This is a genomic window from Arthrobacter sp. R4 (genome assembly GCF_051365025.1).
GTDB lineage: Bacteria > Actinomycetota > Actinomycetes > Actinomycetales > Micrococcaceae > Arthrobacter.
Genome location: NZ_JBLWIJ010000022.1, coordinates 207,222 through 226,978 on the forward strand (window position 1 = coordinate 207,222; position 19,757 = coordinate 226,978).

The 19,757-nt window shown below is 62.5% G+C and carries 18 protein-coding genes and 1 tRNA gene; 11 read left to right on the plus strand and 8 right to left on the minus strand.

Annotation, left to right across the window (positions count from 1 at the left end; translation table 11 throughout):
- Positions 1-25: 25 nt before the first annotated feature.
- Positions 26-1,516 (plus strand): pyruvate kinase, encoded by a 1,491-nt coding sequence (pyk, locus tag ACLKOZ_RS14990; RefSeq protein ID WP_436476070.1) that lies wholly within the window; start codon positions 26-28, stop codon positions 1,514-1,516.
- Between the two features lie 131 nt (positions 1,517-1,647).
- On the opposite strand, the gene ACLKOZ_RS14995 is transcribed toward pyk, so the two are convergent.
- Positions 1,648-2,253, minus strand: coding sequence for an ANTAR domain-containing response regulator (locus ACLKOZ_RS14995; RefSeq protein WP_066285573.1), 606 nt, complete (start codon positions 2,251-2,253; stop codon positions 1,648-1,650).
- Positions 2,254-2,457: 204 nt separating this feature from the next.
- On the opposite strand from ACLKOZ_RS14995, the gene ACLKOZ_RS15000 reads away from it, so the two are divergent.
- Positions 2,458-2,539: transfer RNA gene (locus ACLKOZ_RS15000), tRNA-Leu, on the plus strand.
- A gap of 1,361 nt (positions 2,540-3,900) precedes the next feature.
- Here the strand turns inward: ACLKOZ_RS15000 and ACLKOZ_RS15005 are convergent.
- From ACLKOZ_RS15005 to ACLKOZ_RS15035, 7 genes are all read right to left on the minus strand, one after another.
- The gene (locus tag ACLKOZ_RS15005) at positions 3,901-5,229 is read right to left on the minus strand and encodes a flavin monoamine oxidase family protein (protein ID WP_436476072.1); all 1,329 of its coding nucleotides are present in this window, start codon (positions 5,227-5,229) and stop codon (positions 3,901-3,903) included.
- A 20-nt stretch (positions 5,230-5,249) separates the two neighbouring features.
- A complete protein-coding gene (locus ACLKOZ_RS15010; protein WP_436476074.1) occupies positions 5,250-5,678 on the minus strand; it encodes a universal stress protein in 429 nt (142 codons plus the stop codon).
- Positions 5,679-5,790: 112 nt separating this feature from the next.
- Entirely contained in the window at positions 5,791-6,657 is an 867-nt protein-coding gene (locus tag ACLKOZ_RS15015; RefSeq protein WP_436476076.1) for a substrate-binding periplasmic protein, read from the minus strand.
- Positions 6,658-6,715: 58 nt separating this feature from the next.
- Entirely contained in the window at positions 6,716-7,378 is a 663-nt protein-coding gene (locus ACLKOZ_RS15020; protein WP_436476078.1) for an amino acid ABC transporter permease, read from the minus strand.
- Entirely contained in the window at positions 7,378-8,025 is a 648-nt protein-coding gene (locus ACLKOZ_RS15025) for an amino acid ABC transporter permease (RefSeq protein ID WP_436476080.1), read from the minus strand. The genes ACLKOZ_RS15020 and ACLKOZ_RS15025 overlap by 1 nt, the downstream gene beginning before the upstream one ends.
- An 8-nt stretch (positions 8,026-8,033) precedes the next feature.
- The gene (locus ACLKOZ_RS15030; protein WP_436476082.1) at positions 8,034-8,825 is read right to left on the minus strand and encodes an amino acid ABC transporter ATP-binding protein; all 792 of its coding nucleotides are present in this window, start codon (positions 8,823-8,825) and stop codon (positions 8,034-8,036) included.
- 551 nt (positions 8,826-9,376) lie between these two features.
- On the minus strand, positions 9,377-10,057 hold the full coding sequence (locus tag ACLKOZ_RS15035; protein ID WP_436476084.1) for a GntR family transcriptional regulator: 681 nt from the start codon (positions 10,055-10,057) through the stop codon (positions 9,377-9,379).
- Between the two features lie 291 nt (positions 10,058-10,348).
- Here ACLKOZ_RS15035 and ACLKOZ_RS15040 point away from each other — a divergent pair, with 291 nt between their 5' ends.
- The 9 genes from ACLKOZ_RS15040 to ACLKOZ_RS15080 form a co-directional block, all read left to right on the plus strand.
- The gene (locus ACLKOZ_RS15040; protein ID WP_436476086.1) at positions 10,349-11,734 is read left to right on the plus strand and encodes a protoporphyrinogen/coproporphyrinogen oxidase; all 1,386 of its coding nucleotides are present in this window, start codon (positions 10,349-10,351) and stop codon (positions 11,732-11,734) included.
- A gap of 50 nt (positions 11,735-11,784) precedes the next feature.
- Positions 11,785-12,678 (plus strand): 4-hydroxy-tetrahydrodipicolinate synthase, encoded by an 894-nt coding sequence (dapA, locus tag ACLKOZ_RS15045; RefSeq protein ID WP_436476088.1) that lies wholly within the window; start codon positions 11,785-11,787, stop codon positions 12,676-12,678.
- A gap of 4 nt (positions 12,679-12,682) precedes the next feature.
- Complete coding sequence (locus ACLKOZ_RS15050; RefSeq protein WP_436476090.1) at positions 12,683-14,170, plus strand: aminobutyraldehyde dehydrogenase; 1,488 nt, start codon at positions 12,683-12,685, stop codon at positions 14,168-14,170.
- A gap of 83 nt (positions 14,171-14,253) precedes the next feature.
- Complete coding sequence (locus tag ACLKOZ_RS15055) at positions 14,254-14,529, plus strand: hypothetical protein (RefSeq protein ID WP_436476092.1); 276 nt, start codon at positions 14,254-14,256, stop codon at positions 14,527-14,529.
- 93 nt (positions 14,530-14,622) lie between these two features.
- A complete protein-coding gene (locus ACLKOZ_RS15060) occupies positions 14,623-15,960 on the plus strand; it encodes an MFS transporter (protein WP_436476094.1) in 1,338 nt (445 codons plus the stop codon).
- A gap of 797 nt (positions 15,961-16,757) precedes the next feature.
- Positions 16,758-18,290 (plus strand): extracellular solute-binding protein, encoded by a 1,533-nt coding sequence (locus ACLKOZ_RS15065; RefSeq protein WP_436476096.1) that lies wholly within the window; start codon positions 16,758-16,760, stop codon positions 18,288-18,290.
- 137 nt (positions 18,291-18,427) lie between these two features.
- Positions 18,428-18,631, plus strand: coding sequence for a hypothetical protein (locus ACLKOZ_RS15070; RefSeq protein ID WP_436476098.1), 204 nt, complete (start codon positions 18,428-18,430; stop codon positions 18,629-18,631).
- Between the two features lie 103 nt (positions 18,632-18,734).
- Complete coding sequence (locus ACLKOZ_RS15075; RefSeq protein ID WP_436476100.1) at positions 18,735-19,082, plus strand: L-rhamnose mutarotase; 348 nt, start codon at positions 18,735-18,737, stop codon at positions 19,080-19,082.
- A gap of 62 nt (positions 19,083-19,144) precedes the next feature.
- A partial coding sequence (locus ACLKOZ_RS15080; RefSeq protein ID WP_436476102.1) for a Gfo/Idh/MocA family protein occupies positions 19,145-19,757 on the plus strand: 613 nt, incomplete at its 3' end.

Consider the following 19,757-nt stretch of genomic DNA (forward strand, 5'->3'; position numbering starts at 1 on the left):
TGCAGCAAACTACTAGGGTAGGTATATGAGACGCGCAAAAATTGTGGCCACCTTCGGCCCGGCCATCGCAAGCTACGAGAACACCCTTGCGGTACTCGAAGCCGGCGTTGACGTAGCCCGGATGAACATGAGCCACGGCGATTACTCCGTGCATGACAACACCTATGAGAACGTCCGCAAGGCAGCGGCCGACCTGAGCAAGCCGGTGGCCATCATGGCCGACCTGCAGGGTCCGAAGATCCGCCTCGGCCGCTTTGTGGACGGTCCGCACGCCCTCTCCGAGGGTGACACCTTCACTATCACCACTGAAGATGTTCCGGGCACGAAGGACATCTGCTCCACCACGCTGAAGAGCCTCACCGAAGACGTCAACGTGGGCGATGCCCTGCTGATCGACGACGGCAAGGTAGCGCTGCGCGCCATTGAGGTCGACGACGTCAAGGTCGTCGCCACCGTGACCGTGGGCGGCATGGTGTCCAACAACAAGGGCATCAACCTGCCCGGCGTCGCCGTCAACGTTCCGGCGTTGAGTGAAAAGGACGAGGACGACCTCCGCTGGGCCATGCGCCGCGGTGTCGACCTGGTTGCCCTCTCGTTCGTCCGCGACGCGTCCGACATCGTCCGCGTGCACGAGATCATGGACGAAGAGGGCCGCCGTGTGCCGGTCATCGCCAAGATCGAAAAGCCGCAGGCCGTGGACCAGCTCCACGAGATCATCGACGCGTTCGACGCGATCATGGTGGCCCGAGGCGACCTCGGCGTGGAGCTTCCCCTTGAGGAAGTGCCGATCGTGCAGAAGCGTGCCATCGAGCTGGCCCGCCGCTGGGCCAAGCCGGTCATCGTGGCGACGCAGGTTCTCGAATCCATGATCGACAACCCGCGCCCCACCCGTGCAGAGGCCTCTGACTGCGCCAACGCCGTGCTCGACGGTGCAGACGCCGTGATGCTTTCCGGCGAGACCAGCGTGGGCAAGTACCCGATCGAAACCGTCAAGGTTATGGCCCGGATCATCGAATCCACCGAGGTCCACGGCCTTGAGCGCGTCCCCCCGCTGGGCACCAAGCCCAAGACCCGTGGCGGCGCCATCACCCGTGCCGCCGTCGAGATCGCCGACCAGCTTGAAGCGAAGTACATCTGTACTTTCACCCAGTCCGGCGATTCCGCACGCCGCCTGTCCCGCCTGCGTCCCATCAAGCCGGTCTTCGCGTTCACCCCGGTGGAGCACGTGTGGAACCAGCTGGCGCTGACCTGGGGCATCCAGCCGGTTCTGGTCCCCATGGTGGGCCACACCGATGAGATGACCGCCCAGGTTGACCGCAGCCTGCTGGAAATGGACCTGGTGGACGACGGCGACCTCGTGGTCATCGCTGCCGGTTCCCCTCCCGGAAAGGCTGGCTCCACCAACTCGCTGAAGGTCCACAAGGTGGGCGACCTCGCCGACACCACTGGCCCGGGCGAGGCAGCCGGGAACAAGGAAAAGCTCGGCCCGTGGCCGGAAAAGAAGAAGAAGTCCTAGGCTTCTAGGTAGAACAAAAGGGGAGGATCCTCGCCGGCCGGCGGGGATCCTCCTTTTTTGCGTTTTCTGCCTGCTCCCAACTAAAAAGGACCCCAGCCGATTCGGCCGGGGTCCTCTTTCGTGGCTAGGTGCTAGTTGACCTGATTAATGATGGTCTCGGCAACCTCGCGCATGCTGAGGCGGCGGTCCATGGACGTCTTCTGGATCCAGCGGAAGGCCTCGGGCTCGGTGAGGCCCATCTTTGTGGTCAGAAGGCTCTTGGCGCGCTCTACGAGCTTGCGGGTGGCGAACTGCTCCTGGAGGTCAGAGACCTCACTTTCGAGGGCCTTGATCTCCTCGTGGCGGGAGAGTGCGATCTCCAGTGCCGGGATGAGGTCAGCAGGGGTGAAGGGCTTGACCACGTAGGCCATGGCGCCGGCGTCGCGGGCCCGCTCCACGAGTTCCTTCTGGCTGAACGCGGTCAGCAGCACAACAGGGGCGATGCGGGCCTTGACGATCTTCTCGGCTGCCGAGATGCCGTCCATCACCGGCATCTTTACGTCCATCAGGACGAGGTCCGGCTTCAGTTCCTCTGCGAGCTGTACGGCCTTCTCGCCGTTGTCCGCCTCGCCTACAACCTCATAGCCCTCACCGCGCAGGATCTCGATGATGTCGAGGCGGATGAGGGTTTCATCTTCAGCCACAATGACGCGGCGCGCCGGCTGGGACGTGGGGTTTGACTCCGTCTGTTCAGTCACGGGATCTCCTTGGAAAGGTACGGCGGGAACATCACCATCTTAGGTGCGCCCGCGGCCGTACTTTGATCTGCATGGTCGTTTGCGGCGTCGGCGGCGCGATTCTGGAATTCAGCCTATCTGCATGTAGAGTAATTCCGCGTACGTGAAGTGATCGCGTTGCTCACAATCAGCTGTGGGCGTACCCTGTTGCTTCATGTATTCCGCGCCCGAGTGGCGGAATTGGCAGACGCGCCGCACTCAAAATGCGGTATCGAAAGGTGTGTGGGTTCGAGTCCCACCTCGGGCACGCATAACCCCTCGTCAGAGGGGTTTTTGCTTTTAATGTGTTGACATTGACCCTCCGCGGGTCCCTCTGACATTGCCGCGGTCTGTGCCTGGCGCCGCGGTGGCCTGTGAAGTTGTGTGGGTGGCGGGGTCAGGGACCTGGCTGGTGGGCCCTCCGCCTGCTGGAATTCCGGGGTTATTCGTCCTCTTCTCTGGCTTGTTCTGATGGCCGTGGTAGGCCATCACTCATTCATGGCTAAGGCTTGTGCTAACGACATGACCAAGGTCAGTTTGTCGTCCTGGCTTTGCCCGCGTATTGCTGCTCCCTGCGACCAGTTGAGTGCGCGCAACGCCTGTTTGTCCGGCCAAAGGGGGTGTTGACACTGTCCACACCCGGTTGGCGGGCAGCTGTCCGGTTCGCATCGTGATCCTTTCGGCAGACTTTGTTGCTGATAGCAGTTCATGCGTCCGGCCCTCCTGGGGTACATGACCTGCGGGGATCCCGGGTGCGGGGGAGTGTGCTGGGGTGGGGGCAATCGTGCCGTCGCTGACTCTAACTCCGGCTGAAGAGTTCGTCTGCCTGTGGTTGGGAGATCGTGCATGCCGGGCACCTTCGGAGTGGTGTTTGCCGTGTTCCTCCCCATGGGGGCGGAACACGGCGCCGATATGACCGCCCGCTTAGATGCTTGGGATGCTCTGTCGGTTGGTGGCTCCTGAAGCCAGCGGCCCGGGCACGCAGCCGCTGCGGCACAGCTAACAAAGCCCCGGAACAACGCCGGAGTTAGGGTGTGTGGGACTGCGCCCCGCCTACTTGCAGGTGTTGTCGCAGGTCAGGGGCGTTTGCGGCTTTGCGTGTGTACAAGCCTCCAAGGAATTGTGGACACGCGCGCGACTTTACGGCGATAGGCGTCCCAGCATGGTTGCAGCGACAGTACTTGGACGGTTGTAATCTGGCCCCTGTCGGGTGCGGCGTCGGTTCGCCGGGCTGGGGGAGTTTCATCGTTAAGGCCAGCCGGGCACGGCCGTACTGGATCGCGACCATTTTGGAATGCCAGCACTCGATGAGCGGGGGGCGGGGCAACTTGCTGGCCGGGAGCGGTCAGCGCAGCCGTGAGCCCAGGTGAGTCGAGGAAGAACCGGCCCTAACCCGGCCCGATGGCACCCGATGTGCCGGGACTATACGGCGGCCTGCCAGTGTACGCCTTGCCGCGCGCGACCATGTGTCCAGGTGGAGTCTAAGACTCTTCGCCATGGGAGCGTGTAGAAACGCCTCCCGGACCCTATCGTGACGCTATTTGATTGGTAGGCTGACGTCAGGTTGGCGTGTGCCCCAGCCAGTTACTGGCTGGGGCAGCCAACTAGCCAACTCCCGGATTGGTGCAACTAGTTGGCAGACTCCACGGCAACACGTATCAGGGATGCGACGCGTTGCGCTTCTGAGTATGCCCCGTGTGTCCCCGCGGTTTCCGAGGTGTAGTCACCGGCAAAGTGCAGGGCTCCCACGGAGCGTTGCAGCTCCGGAAGGGCTTGTGCCCGCTCGGGGCTGAGTAAGGCGAAGCAGTGTTGCCAGGTTTGGGCGTGTACAGCGAGGACGCGGCCGCGCAGCATGGGTGCCACCGTGTACACGTCCTCCATCCACTGCGCGATTCGCTGCTCGTCGTCGGCGAATCCCGGCAGGTAGCCCGAGGAATTGCCATAGCAAGTCAGCTGAACAATATCCGCGCTAGAGGTCTTGTCCGTACCGCCCGGGACAGGGTTGATGATGGCGTCGAAGGGCATACCGACGGTAACGATGAAGGCCCAGTCCTTGACCTCCGGGAGCCCTGCTATATCGGCAACAATGTTCAGCGTGGTGCTGCCGGGGCTGGCCACCTTATTAAGCGCAGACTTCTTCCACTCCGGGAGGTTCCTGACGACGTCCGGCACCACGGGGGCGGGAACTGCCAGGACAACGTGTTTTGCCATCAGCTTCTCTTCGCCGGATTGGCCTGTAACGGTGACCTTGTAAACACCCTCTTCCTCGAGCAGGGCTATGTCTGTTACCCGGCTGTTGCAGCGGACGGTGTGTTCGGGCAGGCGTTCGAGGATGGCACGCGGAATGGCCTGCATCCCTTTCAGCGCGAACAGGCGGTTGTTCTTTTCCCGCGCGAGATAGCTGGCGAAATAACGAAACGCATACTTGGCCGAGAGATTGGCCGGATCGCCCACGGCGCCTCCACGGATGGCGGTGGAAATGATCTCCCGGACTGCCGGCTGCAGGTCGGCGATCCGGTCAGCTACTGTCTCGCCCGAAAGTTTGTCTAGCCCCACCGCGGAAGTCCGGTCATTGACGTAGTCCAGATACTCCGTGAGGGAAGTGTCAATGAACTTGGTCAGCTCCGTCTTTTCGGACTCTGTGAGATTGAGTCCAGACACCACGTCCTCGTTGGTTTCGGCCACCACGGTCTTGCCGTTGACATGGATGCCGTACGTTTTGGGCAGGAAGGGCACAGTCTCGATGCCCAGTTCGTGTACCAGCTCTTCGGATTTCGTCCCCTTGTACACGAACATTGCACCGGAATTGGCCGACGTTCCCGCCAGTTGAACCGTGTGCGACCGGCCGCCGATGTCCTGGCCGGACTCCAGGATCAGCACGTTCAGGCCCGTGTCCCGCAGATAGTAGGCAGTTCCAAGTCCTGCGGCGCCGCCTCCGACAATTATCACGTCATGCACTGTGGCTCCTTGAAATGTAGTTAGTCTGCGTCGTACGTGTTGGCGATGTAGACATCACAGGGCGCACTGTGCGCCACGCTGTTGGCCACGCTGCCCAAAACCCGTCCGATGCCCCGCATTCTGCGGTTGCCCACCACGATGACGCGGGCCTCCTTGCGGATGGCTTCCCTGATAAGGGCATCCGCCGGTCTGCCGGCAGCTGCAGAGTAGGTGATGTTGATGTCCCCGCCCAAGGTGTCCGCCACGGTCCTTGCGACGTGTTCGGCCTTGTCAGCACCCGATACCAGCCATTTGTCGCGGCCGCTGCTGAGCACGTCCGAACGGTCTGCGTCGAAGGCTGAAACAACGTGGAGGGTCGCGCCAAGTGCGGTGGCCAGGTCCCTGGCGGCCTCCGCTGCTTTTCTGGCCGTCGCGCTGCCGTCAACCCCTACAACAATGGTCCCGCTCATGTGCATGCTCCTTTGCTTGCTTTGACAACTTAGGCTGTGGCTTCGCCGGCCACTGCCAGGGCGACGCCGGACGGGTATCCGGCGTCGCCCTGGCGGTGGAAGAATGCTGCGCTCAGAGCTCGCTGGGTGCGCCCGGCTCGCCGACGGAGGGGTCGATCCCGTACTTTTCAAGGAGCTTCTTGATGGTGCCGTCTTCACGGAGCTTCTTGATGTCCTCGTCCAGTGCCTTGCCAAGGGCGTCGTTGTCGAGGCTGGACGGCAACATGACCTGGCCCACCGCAGCGAACTGGGGGACATTGGCGTTCGGCTTTACATCGACCACCGTGGCGCCTTCGATGGGGGCGGACTTGAAGCGGTAGTTGGCGGACGCGGAGGATGCCACGAGGGCATCGATGCGGCCGGCCTTGAGGTCTCCGTAGATGGATTCGTCGTCCTGGTAGATCTTGAACTTATCTCCGAGCCACTTCGACATGCTGTCGTTCCAGAGGTTGCCTGCGACGGAGCCGATCACTTTGCCCTCAAGGTCGTCGCTGGTCAGGCCAGTCTTTGAGACGATCGCCTGCGGATCGCTCCAGAGTGGGGTGCTCAGGTAGACGATCTTGGTCCGTTCCTTAGTCCGCAGCCAGTTCCCCGAGCCGATGTCAACGCGCTTTGACTGCACTGAGGGGATGACCGCTCCCGCTCCGCCCGAGGTGCTCACGGTGACCTTGAGGCATTCGAGTTTGGCGATTTCATTGATCAGGTCACCTTCCATGCCGGTGACGTTATCGCCGTCCAGGATGGTGGCGGGTGCATAGTCGTAGCTGGCGACGGTGAGCTCGCCTTCGGTGATGGTTTTGAGGTCGGCGTGTGCCGGTGTGCAGTCGGAGGCGCTGCCGGCGCTGTCGTTGCCGCCGCAGGCGGTGAGGGATATGGCGAGCATGCCGGCGGCGGCGCTGGCGGACAGCGCGCGCACGAGGGTGCGGGGAGTTCGTGACATGGTTTTTCTTTCTTTACTGAGGTGTGGGGCGGATTGCCCTGGATGGGTTGAGTGAGGGTCAGTTGCGTTGCAGGTGGCGGCCGAGGCGACGCTCCAGCAGCCGGACAAAGCCCAGGAAGAGGAGAGTGATGGATCCGTAGATCACTGCGGTGAGCAGGTAGACGCTGAGGTATTCGAAGGTGATGGAGGCGATTTCGAAGCCCTTGGACATCAGTTCGGGCACGGCGATCACGAAGGCGAGTGCGCTGCCCTGGAAGACAAGAACGGCGAGCCCGGCCAAGGGCGGGGTGGAGATCCGCAGTGCCTGCGGCAGGATGATGAGCCGGAATCCTGTCCAGCCACGGAGCCCGGAGGTGAGTGCTGCTTCCTTCTGCCCCAGTGGGACTGAGGCGATCCCGGCGCGGAAGTATTCCGAGGCGTATGCGCCGGTGTTCCAGGTCAAAGCGATGATCGCTGTGGTCAGGGATGTCAGGGTGATGCCGGCATCGGGGAGGCTGAAATACAGCAGGTACAGCAGTACCAGGGCCGGCAGCCCTCGCCCGACCTCCACGAACAGGAACGAAATCCATTGCAGCGGTGCGAGTTTCGCCGCTGCCATCACGGCGAACAGCAGGCCGAGGGGAAAGCCGAAGAGCAGGGAGAGCCCGGTCAGTTGGAGGCTGATCAGAAGCCCGGGGGCGAGGCTGGGCAACCAGCCGAGCCATTGGGTGAGCATGTCCATCACGCCACTCCGATCTTCTTGCGCAGTCCGAGGTCGACCTGCCGCGAGACGAGCGCGACGACGAGGCTAATCACGATGTAAAGCGCGCCGGCAACGATGAAGGAGAGCAGCCCCTCATGCGTTTGCTTCGCGCTTTGCTGGGCGTAGTAGGTGATCTCACGCACCCCGATGGTGGATGCCAGGGCGGAGTCCTTCAGAAGCCCGATGCCGTACGTCGCGATTGCGGGCAGCGCGACACGGAAGGCCTGCGGGGTGATGATGTGCCGGACGGTGGTGTAGGGGCTCAGCCCGAGTGCGTGGGCGGCTTCGCGTTGCCCGTCGGGGATGCTGAGCAGGCCGGACCGGTAGATCTCGGCCATGAACGCCGAGGCGATGATGGAGAACCCGATGATGGCGGCCTGGATCGTCGACAGGCGCAGCGCGAACTGTGGAAGGCCGAAGTAGATCAGGAACAGCCACGTGATGGGCGGGATGACCCGGACCACGTTGATGTACAGGGTGGCGATACCCCGGACGATGGCGAACGGTGAGCGGGCGGCCCCGACAAGGATCAGGCCAATGACGCCTCCGATAGCGAGGGAGGCTCCCGTGACGTACAGCGTCAGTCCGACGCCCCTGGCAATTGCGGGCAGGAGTTCTGTAATCATGGGCACTATCACCTGTCCAGCACGGCTTTGAGGAACTGCCGGGTTCGTTCGTTTTGCGGGTCCGACATCACCTGCTTGCTGGGGCCGATCTCCAGCACGCCTCCGTTGCCCATGACCATAATGCGGTCTGAGACGTCACGTGCGAAGTGCATTTCATGGGTGACCACGAGCATGGTCATGCCCTCGTCTGCGAGGTCGCGCATAACCGCGAGGACCTCAAGGCCAATTTCGGGGTCCAGGGCTGACGTCGGCTCGTCGAAAAGCATGACCTTCGGGGAGAGCGCCAGCGCACGGGCAATGGCGATGCGCTGCTGCTGGCCCCCCGAGAGCCGGGCAGGATACGCGTTCGCCTTGTCAGGAAGCCCCACGTGCTTGAGCAATCTGTTGGCGGTCTCCTGTGCTTGCTCCTTGCTTGCGCCGAGCACTTTGCGCTGTGGCAGGGTGATGTTCTCCATCACGGTCAGGTGCGGAAAGAGGTTGAAGCTTTGGAAAACCATCCCAGTGACCCGCCGGAGGTGGTCGAGGCTGGATTTGTCCGGCAGTTTCCCACCGGCAACAACCCTGGCGCCACCGATTTCGATCGTGCCCTCCGTCGGTGTCTCCAAGTAGTTCAGGCAGCGCAGGAAGGTGCTCTTGCCCGCTCCCGATGGTCCAATGACCGAGACCACCTCGCCCTCGCTCATAACCAGGTTCACATCCGACAACACTCGGCTAGCGCCGTAGCTCTTGCCGAGCCCGGAAACCGCAACCTCGCCGGAGAGCGCGATCGGGGGAGTTTTAGTGCCAAAACTGAAGCTCATTTTTGGTTCCTTTGGATAAATGACGCATATAGCCCGCTAGTGCCTGACAGGGCCCTGCTGAGGGGTTCGGGCGATGTGCTCAAGTGGGACAAGCCGCGGCTTGCGTCACCATGTGCTGCAAGTCACTCTAATCACGGAAACGGCCGCTGTCTAGATCTGTGATCACAGATCACAGAATATTTCCGTAATCGGCTCCAAGGACGCGGGTTGGTGTACGTGCCCTCAGGTGGGGGCGTTACGCCTCTGTGTGTCGTGATGGTTCTGTTGGGCTATGTGACGTGCGGGCCGGGATTCCTCTTCCGGCGTGGCGGCTGGCGCTGGTACGGGCTAAGGCAGGTGGCAATGCCCACCGCGCCTGCACGGACGTGGGTCGACGACTGAACTCGAACCAACCAATCTGATCGGCGCAGCTGCGATGGTGGGCACCTCCTCAGACGCCCCAGGCTCGGTCTCCTGAGCGACTGGATCAGCTGCCGCCATAGCCTGCAGGCGACGTTGCTGGGGATGCGCTTCTAGGTATGCCGCCCGGCCAACGAGTCGTATGCCGAGTGCTAGGGAGCGCCCTGCTCAGCGAGGCGGCTCTTGATCCGTTCGCGGGCATCCAGGAGGGAGGCTTCGTTGACGGCTGCGGCAGCTGCCGGGTCGCCTTTTCGGGCGGCGGTCACGAGGTCCTGCTGGTATTTCCACAGTGAGTCGTCCTTTTCGGCATCCAGGGAGCCTTGGGCGCCAACGATCTTGTAGGCGCGGCACTGCTGCCACAGGGCCTTGATCATCTGGAGCAGGACCGGGTTGCCGGCGGCCTCGTAGAGAATGGCCAGCATCGCCTCGTCGTGGTCAAGCAGGGCGATGACCTGGCGCTCGTCTATTGCCTTGCGCATGCGTTCGTACTCTGACTGCATCCTGTCGCAGTCCTCGGGCGTGACATTTTCGCTGCCTAAGCGTGCGGCTTCGGTTTCCAGGAGCCGACGGACGTCATAGACGTGGATGAGCTCCTCGAAGGTCAGGCTCTTGACGACCGCACCCTTGTGGGGTTGGCGCTCGGCCAGTCCGGTCTCTTCCAGACGGCGGATTGCCTCCCGGACCGGCATCACGCTTGTTCCCACCTGCTCGGCGAGATCGCGCACCTTTAGCCGGGAGCCAGCGGGGAGGTCCCCGCTCAGGATCGCAGCGTGGATCACCGCATAGACCTGATCGGTCAGCAGGGTAGGTTCGGCGCGCTGGGATATGACCACGAGTCAAATATACGGCCGTGAGGGCCCGCGTCCTTTCGTCACCGGCTGGAACACTCCCAATGGCGAAGAAATTCCGCGAAAAGGGTTGTGTGATCTGTGATCACATCTTAGGGTGGTTTTAGTCACACGTACGCGGCAAGACGTCCTGCGAAGCGGCCATGCTCGAGGGCGGCGCCACCGATCCGGTGTGCACGTCCAAGAAGCACTCAGGCTAAGACCCGAGAACCTTCCTGGGCCAGCGCGGCTGCTTCGGCACCAAAAGACGAGTCACAACCTCAAGGAATGGGAATCATGAAAGACGCAGTAATCGTCGGCGGCGGACTCGCCGGACTTGCGGCAGCCTGGCGGCTCCGGCACTGGGACACGGTTGTCCTGGAATCCGGGGACCGCGTGGGTGGACGGATTCGCTCGGAACGCCGGGGCGACTACTGGCTGAACTGGGGCGGGCATGTCTTCGCCGGGGCAGGCTCCTCAACCGACGCTTTGCTCAACGAGGTAGGCGTTATGGCCGTTCAGATTCCCGGGTCCCTGCAAGGACTGTCGATGAACGGCAAGTTCATCAAAAAGGGGCACATCGCCACCTATCCGTTCCGTATCCCGATGTCCCTGGCGTCCCGGGTGGACACCCTTCGTGCCGGCATGAAAGTCGTGAGCGGGGTGGCCAAGTACACGGGCGTGGTACGCAAACGCGTGGGGGAGTCCGGCGCCATGCGGCAGCAGCGCATCTACGACTTCGCTAACGACACCTCCTTCCAGGACTTCATCGGAAACCTGTCAGAGGACGCCGCCGCGCTGTTCAAAACCACGGTCACCCGGTCCGCCGGCGACATGGACGAAATCTCCGCCGGCGCCGGAATCGGTTACTTCAGCCTGGTCCTTGGGTTTGGGCAGGGGCTCAGCCAGGGCATCGTGGGCGGCCCGTCCACCTTGACCGAATCCATCGCGGTGGCGCTGGGTGAGCGCGTCCAGCTCGGCGCCGTCGTTCACGAAGTGCTGCACAAGAAGGACTCCGTCGTGGTGCGGTACCGGCAGGACGGCGTGGACCGCGAAGTGGAGGCCCGCACCGTGGTCCTGGCCACCACGGCCGACGTCTCGCACAAGATCGGCGTGGACCTTCCCGAGGACCTGCGCGGGGCACTCAGCCAGATCAAGTACGGACCCCACGTCAGCACGGCCTTCCTCACCAACGAAACCACGGCCCGGCCCTGGGACGATATCTACGCGATTGCCGCTCCCAAGCGCTCATTCGCCATCGCCTTGAACCAAGCGAGCATCGTTCGCGGCACCGAGTCCGTGCGCAAGCCCGGGGGCAGCTTCATGACCTTCTCCCCGGCGAGCCTGGGCCGGGCCCTGCTGGAGAAGAGCGAGGAGGAAGTCATCAAGACGCACCTCACCGACCTCGACCAGGTCCTGGGCCGCGGATTCGCTGACAGCGTCGTCGAGGCCAAGGTCGATCGCTGGAAGAATGCTTCCCCCTACTGCTTCCCCGGCCGGGCCAAGATCCAGTCCACCCTGATGCGCGGAACCGACCGCGTCTTCCTGGCCGGCGACTACCTGGGAACCCTGTACACGGAAAGCTCCATCACCACGGGGTTCTCCGCAGCACAGGAGGCCGCAAGCGTACTGGCTACCCACCGCCAGGCACCGTCGGGCACCGGCCTGTCGATCGTCGCCTGACCATTCATCCGCCGAACAACTGACCTCACATACCTAAGAAGGAACCACTCATGTCCAACAACCTCCGCGGTGTCCTCACCGCCCTGTCCACCCCCTTCAACCAGGACGAGACGATCGACGTCGAAACCCTGCGCAAGATCGTGGACCGCTCCATCGAAGCCGGCGTCGACGGCGTCGTCGCCGCGGGTTCCACCGGCGAGGTCGGCGCCCTGTCCTCCGAGGAGCGGCTGCTCCTGATCGACACCGTCATCAAGCAGGCCAACGGCCGCGTCCCGGTCATCGCCAATACCGGCGCCACCTCCACGGCCGAAGCGATCCGTCTCTCCCAGGCCGCCGAGAAGCTGGGCGCCGACGTGCTCATGCTCATCACCCCCTACTACGAACCGCTCTCCCTGGAGGAGACGGTCACCTACATCAAGGACGTTGCCGCCTCCGTGAAGATTCCGGTGATGCTGTACAACATCCCGGCTGTCACCGGCGTCAACCTGGACCCGGCCACCGTCCGTGCGCTGGCCGAGGAAGTGGAGAACATCCGCTACATCAAGGACTCCAGCGCCAACTGGGAACAGGCACTCCAGCTGATCCACCACCACTCCGACGTCATCGGTACCTTCATCGGCTGGGACGTCTACCTCTACAGCGCCCTCGTTGAAGGCGCAGCCGGCGTCATGGCAGGCACCGCCAACGTGGTCCCCAACGAAATTGTCGCCGTCAGCCGGAAGATCGCCGAAGGCGACCTCACCGGTGCCCTGGAGCTGTGGAAGAAGGTGTACCCGGTCATCGACGCACTCCTCTCCGTGCCGTTCATCCCGGCCGTCAAGGCGGGCCTGACCCAGCAGGGCATCCCGGCCGGCTCCCCGCGCCGCCCGACCGCCGACCTGAACGCTGACGACCTGGCCCGCGTCCAGCAGGCCGTGTCCGCCCTCTACCAGAACGTGGGTTAAGACCATGACCACAGAAACTGCACAGTTCACCGTCATCCGGGCGGACGCGACGCCGGCGCCATCCCTTCCAGCCTTCGGCCAGTTCATCGGCGGGAAGTTTGTCCCGTCCAGTTCTTCAGAGACGGTTGACGTCGTCAACCCGGCCACGGAGGAAGTCCTCACGCAGGTCCCCGCCGGCACCGCCGAGGACGTGGACGCCGCCGTCGCAGCCGCCGTCGCAGCCAAAGACGCCTGGGCGGCAACCACGCCCCGGGACCGCGCAGCCGTGCTGCTGAAGATCGCCGACATCATCGAGGCAAACCGTGAACTGTTCGAAACCCTCGAAGCGGCCAACACCGGCAAGCCCCCGGCCGTGGCGGAAGACGATATCTCCAGCGCCATCGACACCTTCCGGTTCTCCGCCGGCGCGGCCCGTGCCTACAGCACCCTCGGCGCCGACGACTACGCAGAAAACCACACCTCGGTGATCCACCGCGAGCCCGTCGGCGTCGTCGGTGTCATCACTCCGTGGAACTACCCGCTGCTGATGGCCGCCTGGAAGATCGCCCCGGTCCTGGGCGCCGGGAACACCCTGGTCCTCAAGCCCTCCGAGCAGACCCCGCTGACCACCCTCAAGCTGGCCGAACTCATCGCCGGCGAAGTCCCGGCAGGCGTGATCAACATTGTCACCGGCCCGGGCCGCGTGGTGGGTAACCGGCTCTCGGAGCACCCCCACGTCGACCTCGTCGCCATCACAGGCAGTGTGGGCAGCGGCCAGAAGGTCGCCGCCGCTGCCGCCGGTTCCGTCAAGCGCGTGCACCTTGAGCTCGGCGGCAAGGCACCTGTCGTCATCTTTGCCGACGCCGACCTCGAGGCCGCCGCGAAAGGCGTCCGCAGTGCCGGGTTCTGGAACGGCGGACAGGAATGCGGCGCCGCGTGCCGGGTCCTGGTCCACGAATCCGTGGCAGATAAGTTCACCGAACTGCTCGTGAAGGAAATCAGCGAGATCACCGTCGGCACCCCCGGCGCCGACGACGCCGAAATCGGCTCCATGATTTCCAAAGCCCACTACGAGCGCGTCCTGGAAGCGCTCGAGGACATCCGCAAGGACGGCCACACCATCGCCGTCGGCGGCCGCGCCATCGAAGGACCCGGCTACTTCATCGAACCCACCGTGGTCACCAACGTCCCCGCGCAGGCCCCGATCACCAGCAACGAGATCTTCGGCCCCGTGGTGTCCGTGGAAACCTTCAGCACTGACGATGAAGCCGTCACCCGCGCCAACGAAACCATCTACGGGCTCGCCGCGTCCGTGTGGACCAAGGACTCGGCCCGCTCGCTGACAGTTCCGCGGAAGCTGGACTTCGGTACGGTATGGGTCAACTCGCACCTGGTCATCGCCACCGAAATGCCCTGGGGCGGCTTCAAAGGCTCCGGCTACGGCCGCGACCTCTCCAGCTACGCCCTGGACGACTTCTCACGCACCAAGCACGTCATGTACAACCGCGGCTAGGACCCGCTGTATCAATTGATACCGGCGTCGTGTACCCCGGTTATTCCTGGGTACACCACCACTCTTGAAGGGACAACGTGCTTATGGACCTAAGGCACATCAGCGACTGGACGCAGCTTCCCGGTGCACGCGTCGAGATCAGGCACCAGGGAAGCTACGTTTGCAGCGGCCATGTCGACGCTGTCACCGACGACGGAAAGATCCTGTGGGTCCAGTCCCCGGAGAACGACCGAAGACTCTTTGAAAAAGACGAGTTCTACGAAGCCTGGGCAACTGAAAACCGCACCGGCTTCCACTACGAAGTCACAGCTGGTCGAAACAGCCCCTTCAACGCGAACCACATTTTCCCACCCCACTGACCCCGAAGGTCACATCATGCGAAAGCGCCAACTTCCCGCTGCAGTGAACAAGGCGGTATCCACGTCATGCACCTCACACATCAGGAGCACCCAGTGTCAGCGATTAAAAACACTCACGCCAGCAAGGGGAGTCCCTCAGCGGCAAGCAAGCGACGGTTCCTGATCAGAATGGTCACAGTCCTGATCGGAGGCATGTTCCTGGACGGCTACGTCCTAGGCATCATCGGACCTGTCTCCGGGACCATGGCCGAGGACCTGCAGCTCACAGTCATCTGGCAGGGAATGATCGCCGCGGCGGCCCTCATCGGCATCCTGATCGGATCACCCCTCGGTGGCTGGGCCGCCGACAAATGGGGTCGAAAGCCAATCTTCATGTTCGACATCGGCCTATTCGCCATCGCATCCGGCATGCAATTCTTCATCGACTCACCCGTATGGCTGGTCATCGTGCGACTGCTCATGGGCATCGCCATCGGCACCGAATATGCAGTCGGCTGGCCCCTCATGGCAGAGTTCTCGCCGGCCCACCTGCGGGGGCGGCTAATGGGTGCGATGGGCATCGCCTGGTACGCCGGATTCATGGTTGCGTTCCTGATCGGCTACCTGCTCAACGAGTACACCAACCTCACCTGGAACTTCATCCTGGGGACCAGCACGTTCATCGCCGTGGCTCTGTTCCTTGCCCGGCTCGGCATGCCCGAATCACCACGCTGGCTCTGGAGCGTGGGCCGCCAGGACGAAGCCCGCGCCCTTGCCTACAAGTACATGCCGGATGACGCGCTCGACGACGTCCAGCACGAGGACGTCCGAAAGGGCAGCTTCGGCATGCTGTTCTCCAAGCAGTACTGGCGCTCCACACTCTTTATTTCAGGGTTCTGGTTCTGCGCCGTGACACCATACTTCGCAATCGCCACCTTCGCCGACAGCGTCCTGCACCAGTACGGCCTCGGCACCGGACTCGCCGGTGGAGTCGGGCTCTCCGCCGTCGCCTTGGCCGGCGTTGTCATCACGTTCCTGCTGATCGACAAAGTCGGCCGCCGAGTACTGACCGTCCCCACACAGTGGCTATGCGCCGTCGTCCTCGCCGTCATCGGCCTGTGGTCAGGCGCGCCGGGACCTGTCGTACTCATCCTCTTCCTGGTGTTCTCATTCTTCAACGCCGGCTACAACACCTTGACGAACGTCTACCCCGGAGAGGTCCTGCCAACCGAGATCCGGGGCATCGGAACGGGCTTCGCGGCAGCCGTCAGCCGGGTCGGTGCAGGAATCGGCACATTCCTGATGCCCATGTCCATGGAGAACCTCGGCCCCGGTCCGACAATGCTGTTCGCCGCCGCCGTCGCCCTCGCCGGTGCGGCCCTCTCCCAGTGGCTCGCCCCCGAGACAAAAGGAAAGACGCTGACCGAGGCCGCAGCAGGATATTCGCACTGAACTGGACCGGCTATAACTCAACTACGGCCAGTGGCGCTGTTAAACGTAGAAGTCTTCCGTCCGTGCAACAGCCCCACAACCGTGGTGGTGATGACCTGCGGCGACCTTCACACCCTCTTTCAACATGCCCGGCCACAATTATCCGGGCGTCACCCCTAAAAAGGGCTCTTATAGATGTGCTGCGGGAGATCACAGGCTGGGCCGGTGCGGTTGTCTTACTACGAGCCAGCGGTGTTTACGTCGTTTGTTGCGTCCGGTCCGGCGACAACTTCGATGGGGTCAGGGTTGACGCTGATTCCTGGGCAGGGGAGAGGCCCCTCAGGAAGCAGTTCCGTGCGAAAGGCGAGTCGGCAGCGCTCCCGATGAATGCTGATGATGGACGAAACCTGCCCGGGGGACAGCGACTCGGCGGCCGTGCCTGATGGTGTTGGGTCTCCGTTTCGTAGGCGCAAGGTCGGGTCCCAACTTTCTGGGCGTAGGCGCAAGCGACCCTCGGCTGGCCCTATCTGGGGCCCGGATTCGAGCAATGTAACGATTCAAGCAAGAGGTTGACGTTGCTCCTAAAGGGGTCTAGATTTTCGAGAAACCGGTTACTCGCCTTCCGCGATTATCACCACGTCCGTGACCGGTCACGATTTGTATGAACAGTGGACCTTTCTGATGGAGCGAGCGTCCTCCTCTGAGGCCCTTCGGCAACCTCGGGCTCCAACACCTGGTCCAGTCCTGATGCTGCTGAACCCATCCGTCCGCGGTGAGAACCGCCGGAATGAACCCCGAAGAAGTGGAAAAGGAACAACATGATCACCAGGAAACTCAGCTTGACCGCCGCCGTCGCAACTGCCACTGCCCTGACCTTTACCGCATGCGGAGCCGGCGAGACCAAGTCCGCTGACTTGTCCACCATCAATGTCATGGCTCCCTTCCTTGAAGCACAGCCACCGTCAGCTGATGGGGCCGTGCAACAGAGGCTGGAGGAGCTGACAGGGAAAGACGTTAACATCACCTGGACGCCGAACTCTTCATACGAAGACAAGACCAACATTACTTTGGCCTCATCGGAGATCCCGCATGTCATGGTGATGCAGGGGAAAACGCCTGGATTCGTCAAGAACGCCGAGGCTGGGGCGTTCTGGGATCTCACCGACAAGCTGGATGAATACCCCAACCTGAAAACCACCTTCCCTGAGGTACAAAAGAACGCCAGCATCAACGGCAAGGTCTACGGCGTCTTCCGGGCCCGCGGACCCATGCGGGCGCTCGTGATGTTCCGCCAGGACTGGCTGGACAAGCTGGGATTGGAGGCTCCGAAGACTACCGAGGACCTTTACAAAGTGGCCAAGGCCTTCACGGAGCAGGACCCGGACGGTAACGGCCAGGCTGACACGTGGGGCATCACCATCCCCAAATGGGGCGGCGCGCTGGGCACTCACAGTCCCTACGACATCATCGAAGAGTGGTACGGCGCCGGCAACCGCTGGACCGAGCGGGACGGGAAACTGATCCCGAGTTTTGACACCGAGGAGTTCCTGGAAGCCAACCGTTTCGTCAAGAAAATGATCGATGAGAAGCTGATCAACCAGGACTTCGCCACCTTCGACAGCACCAAGTGGAACGAGCCGTTCCTCAACGGCAAGGGCGGGATCATCGTGGACGTCGATACCCGCGTGCATAGCCTCATCAATCTCTTCAAGCAAGCCAACCCCAATGACTTCGAGAACAAGGTGGGCTTCGTCGGCAACCTCAAGGGACCGGACGGTGAACTGCATGCCCACCCCACGGATGGCTACGGCGGTTTTATTGCGATTCCCAAGACAAGCGTCCGCACCGAGGCTGAGCTGGAGACAGTGCTGGAGTTCCTGGACAAGATGAACTCCAAAGAGACTGCCGTGCTTCTCAAGAACGGGATCGAGGGCGTGAACTTCACCTTGGAGGACGGCAAGGCTGCCCCGATAAAACCCGAAACCCCCGAAAGCAAGGTTGTGACCCAGGACATCAAGAGCTACGCGCAGCTGGGCACCAGCGTTACGGGCAACCACTTCTACCTCGCGAAGGAGGCCACCGAGTACGAGCAGAAGGTCGTCGACAGGCGCATCGAGGTCATGGCTGAGGATCTGAAGAGCGCGGTGTACAACCCGGCCGCGGCCTTCGTTTCGCCCACGTACGTGGCGAAGGGTGCGCAGCTGGACAACATTGTGGCGGACGCCCGGATCAAGTACCTGGCCGGCCAGATCGATGAGCAGGGCCTGAAGGACGCCATCAAGCTGTGGAAGACCAGCGGGGGCGACAAGGTCCAGGAAGAGATCAACAAACTCTGGCAGGACAGCAAGTAACAGCACCCCGGCGCGTTGGCCGGCCTGCACACAGTGCGGGCCTGCCAAGCCGGTGCTGCCCACGTTCGCGCTGTTCTACGCCGTCGGGATCTGGAACGACTTCGGTCACCCCTGCTCTACCTCAGCGACAACTCCAAGTGGACCCTGCAAATGTACCTGCGCCAGGTCACCGCCTCCTCGGACCTGCTGGGTACCGGCAACGTGGACCCGAACTACATCCCCCGGAGAAAGGCATCAAGTTCGCCGTCATCGTCGTGGCCACCCTGCCCATCCTGGTCTTCTACCCGTTCCTGCAAAAGCACTTCGCCAAGGGCATGCTCATCGGCTCCGTCAAGGGCTGACGCCACCTCGCCAGTTCCTGACCTGATCCCCCAGAACCAACAGAAAGCGCAACCAGACAAGAATGAAAGAATTCAAAATTATGAAACTTCAGAAGAGCAACCAATGAGGGCATGCTTCCGGTCCTCAGTCCAGCCGGAGATGATCGATGAATATCGACGGCGGCATGCCGCTGTGTGGCCCGAGCTTCTGCGGGAGCTTAAGGACGCTGGCTGGAACAACTACTCGCTCTTCCTCGGCGCGGACGGTCTCCTGGTCGGCTACGTCGAATGCGACGATTTCGACGCCGTCCGGGCGCGGATGGCGCTGACCGAAATCAATACGCGTTGGCAAGCCGAAATGACCCCGTTATTCGACAACACAGATCAAGCGCCGGACAACGGGTTCAGGGTCCTCGAAGAAGTCTTCAACCTTGACGCGCAACTGGCAGCGGCGCAGACCACAGCCATCTGAGCAACAGCACCCCCAACAGATACAGCCTCCCGGCCCAGTCTTAACCATCCGAAAGGACCTTCATGGTCAACACAACCGAATCCAGTTCTCCCACCGCCGCCCTCACTCCAGTTCCGGAGTCAGGCGCAGGAACCAAGGCCCGCATTGCCCTGATCGGTACCGGTGGCCGCTCGGAGATGTATATCCGCGCGATCTTTGGCAAGCACTCGGACACCGCGGAACTCGTAGCGTTCTCCGACGTCAACCCCGGCCGGGTGGAGTTCTACCAGAAGCTCATCCAGGAACTCGGAGCGCCGGGGCCGGTTGCCTCCTTCGACCCCGCGGGGCTGACCGCTTTCATCCAGGCCAACAACATTGACCGGGTTGTGGTGACCACGCCGGACTACACCCACGCGGACTACATCGTGGAGGCACTCGAGGCGGGCGCCGACGTCGTCGTCGAAAAGCCACTGACCATCGACGCCGAAGGCTGCCGCCGCATCACCAAAGCCGTGGAGGAGACGGGCCGGAACGTGGTGGTCACGTTCAACTACCGTTACTCACCGCGCAACAGCGCCCTGAAGGAAATCATCCAGAGCGGCGTGATCGGCAAGGTCACCTCCATTGACTTCAGCTGGGTCCTGGACACGGTCCACGGCGCGGACTACTTCCGCCGCTGGCACCGGGAGAAGAAGA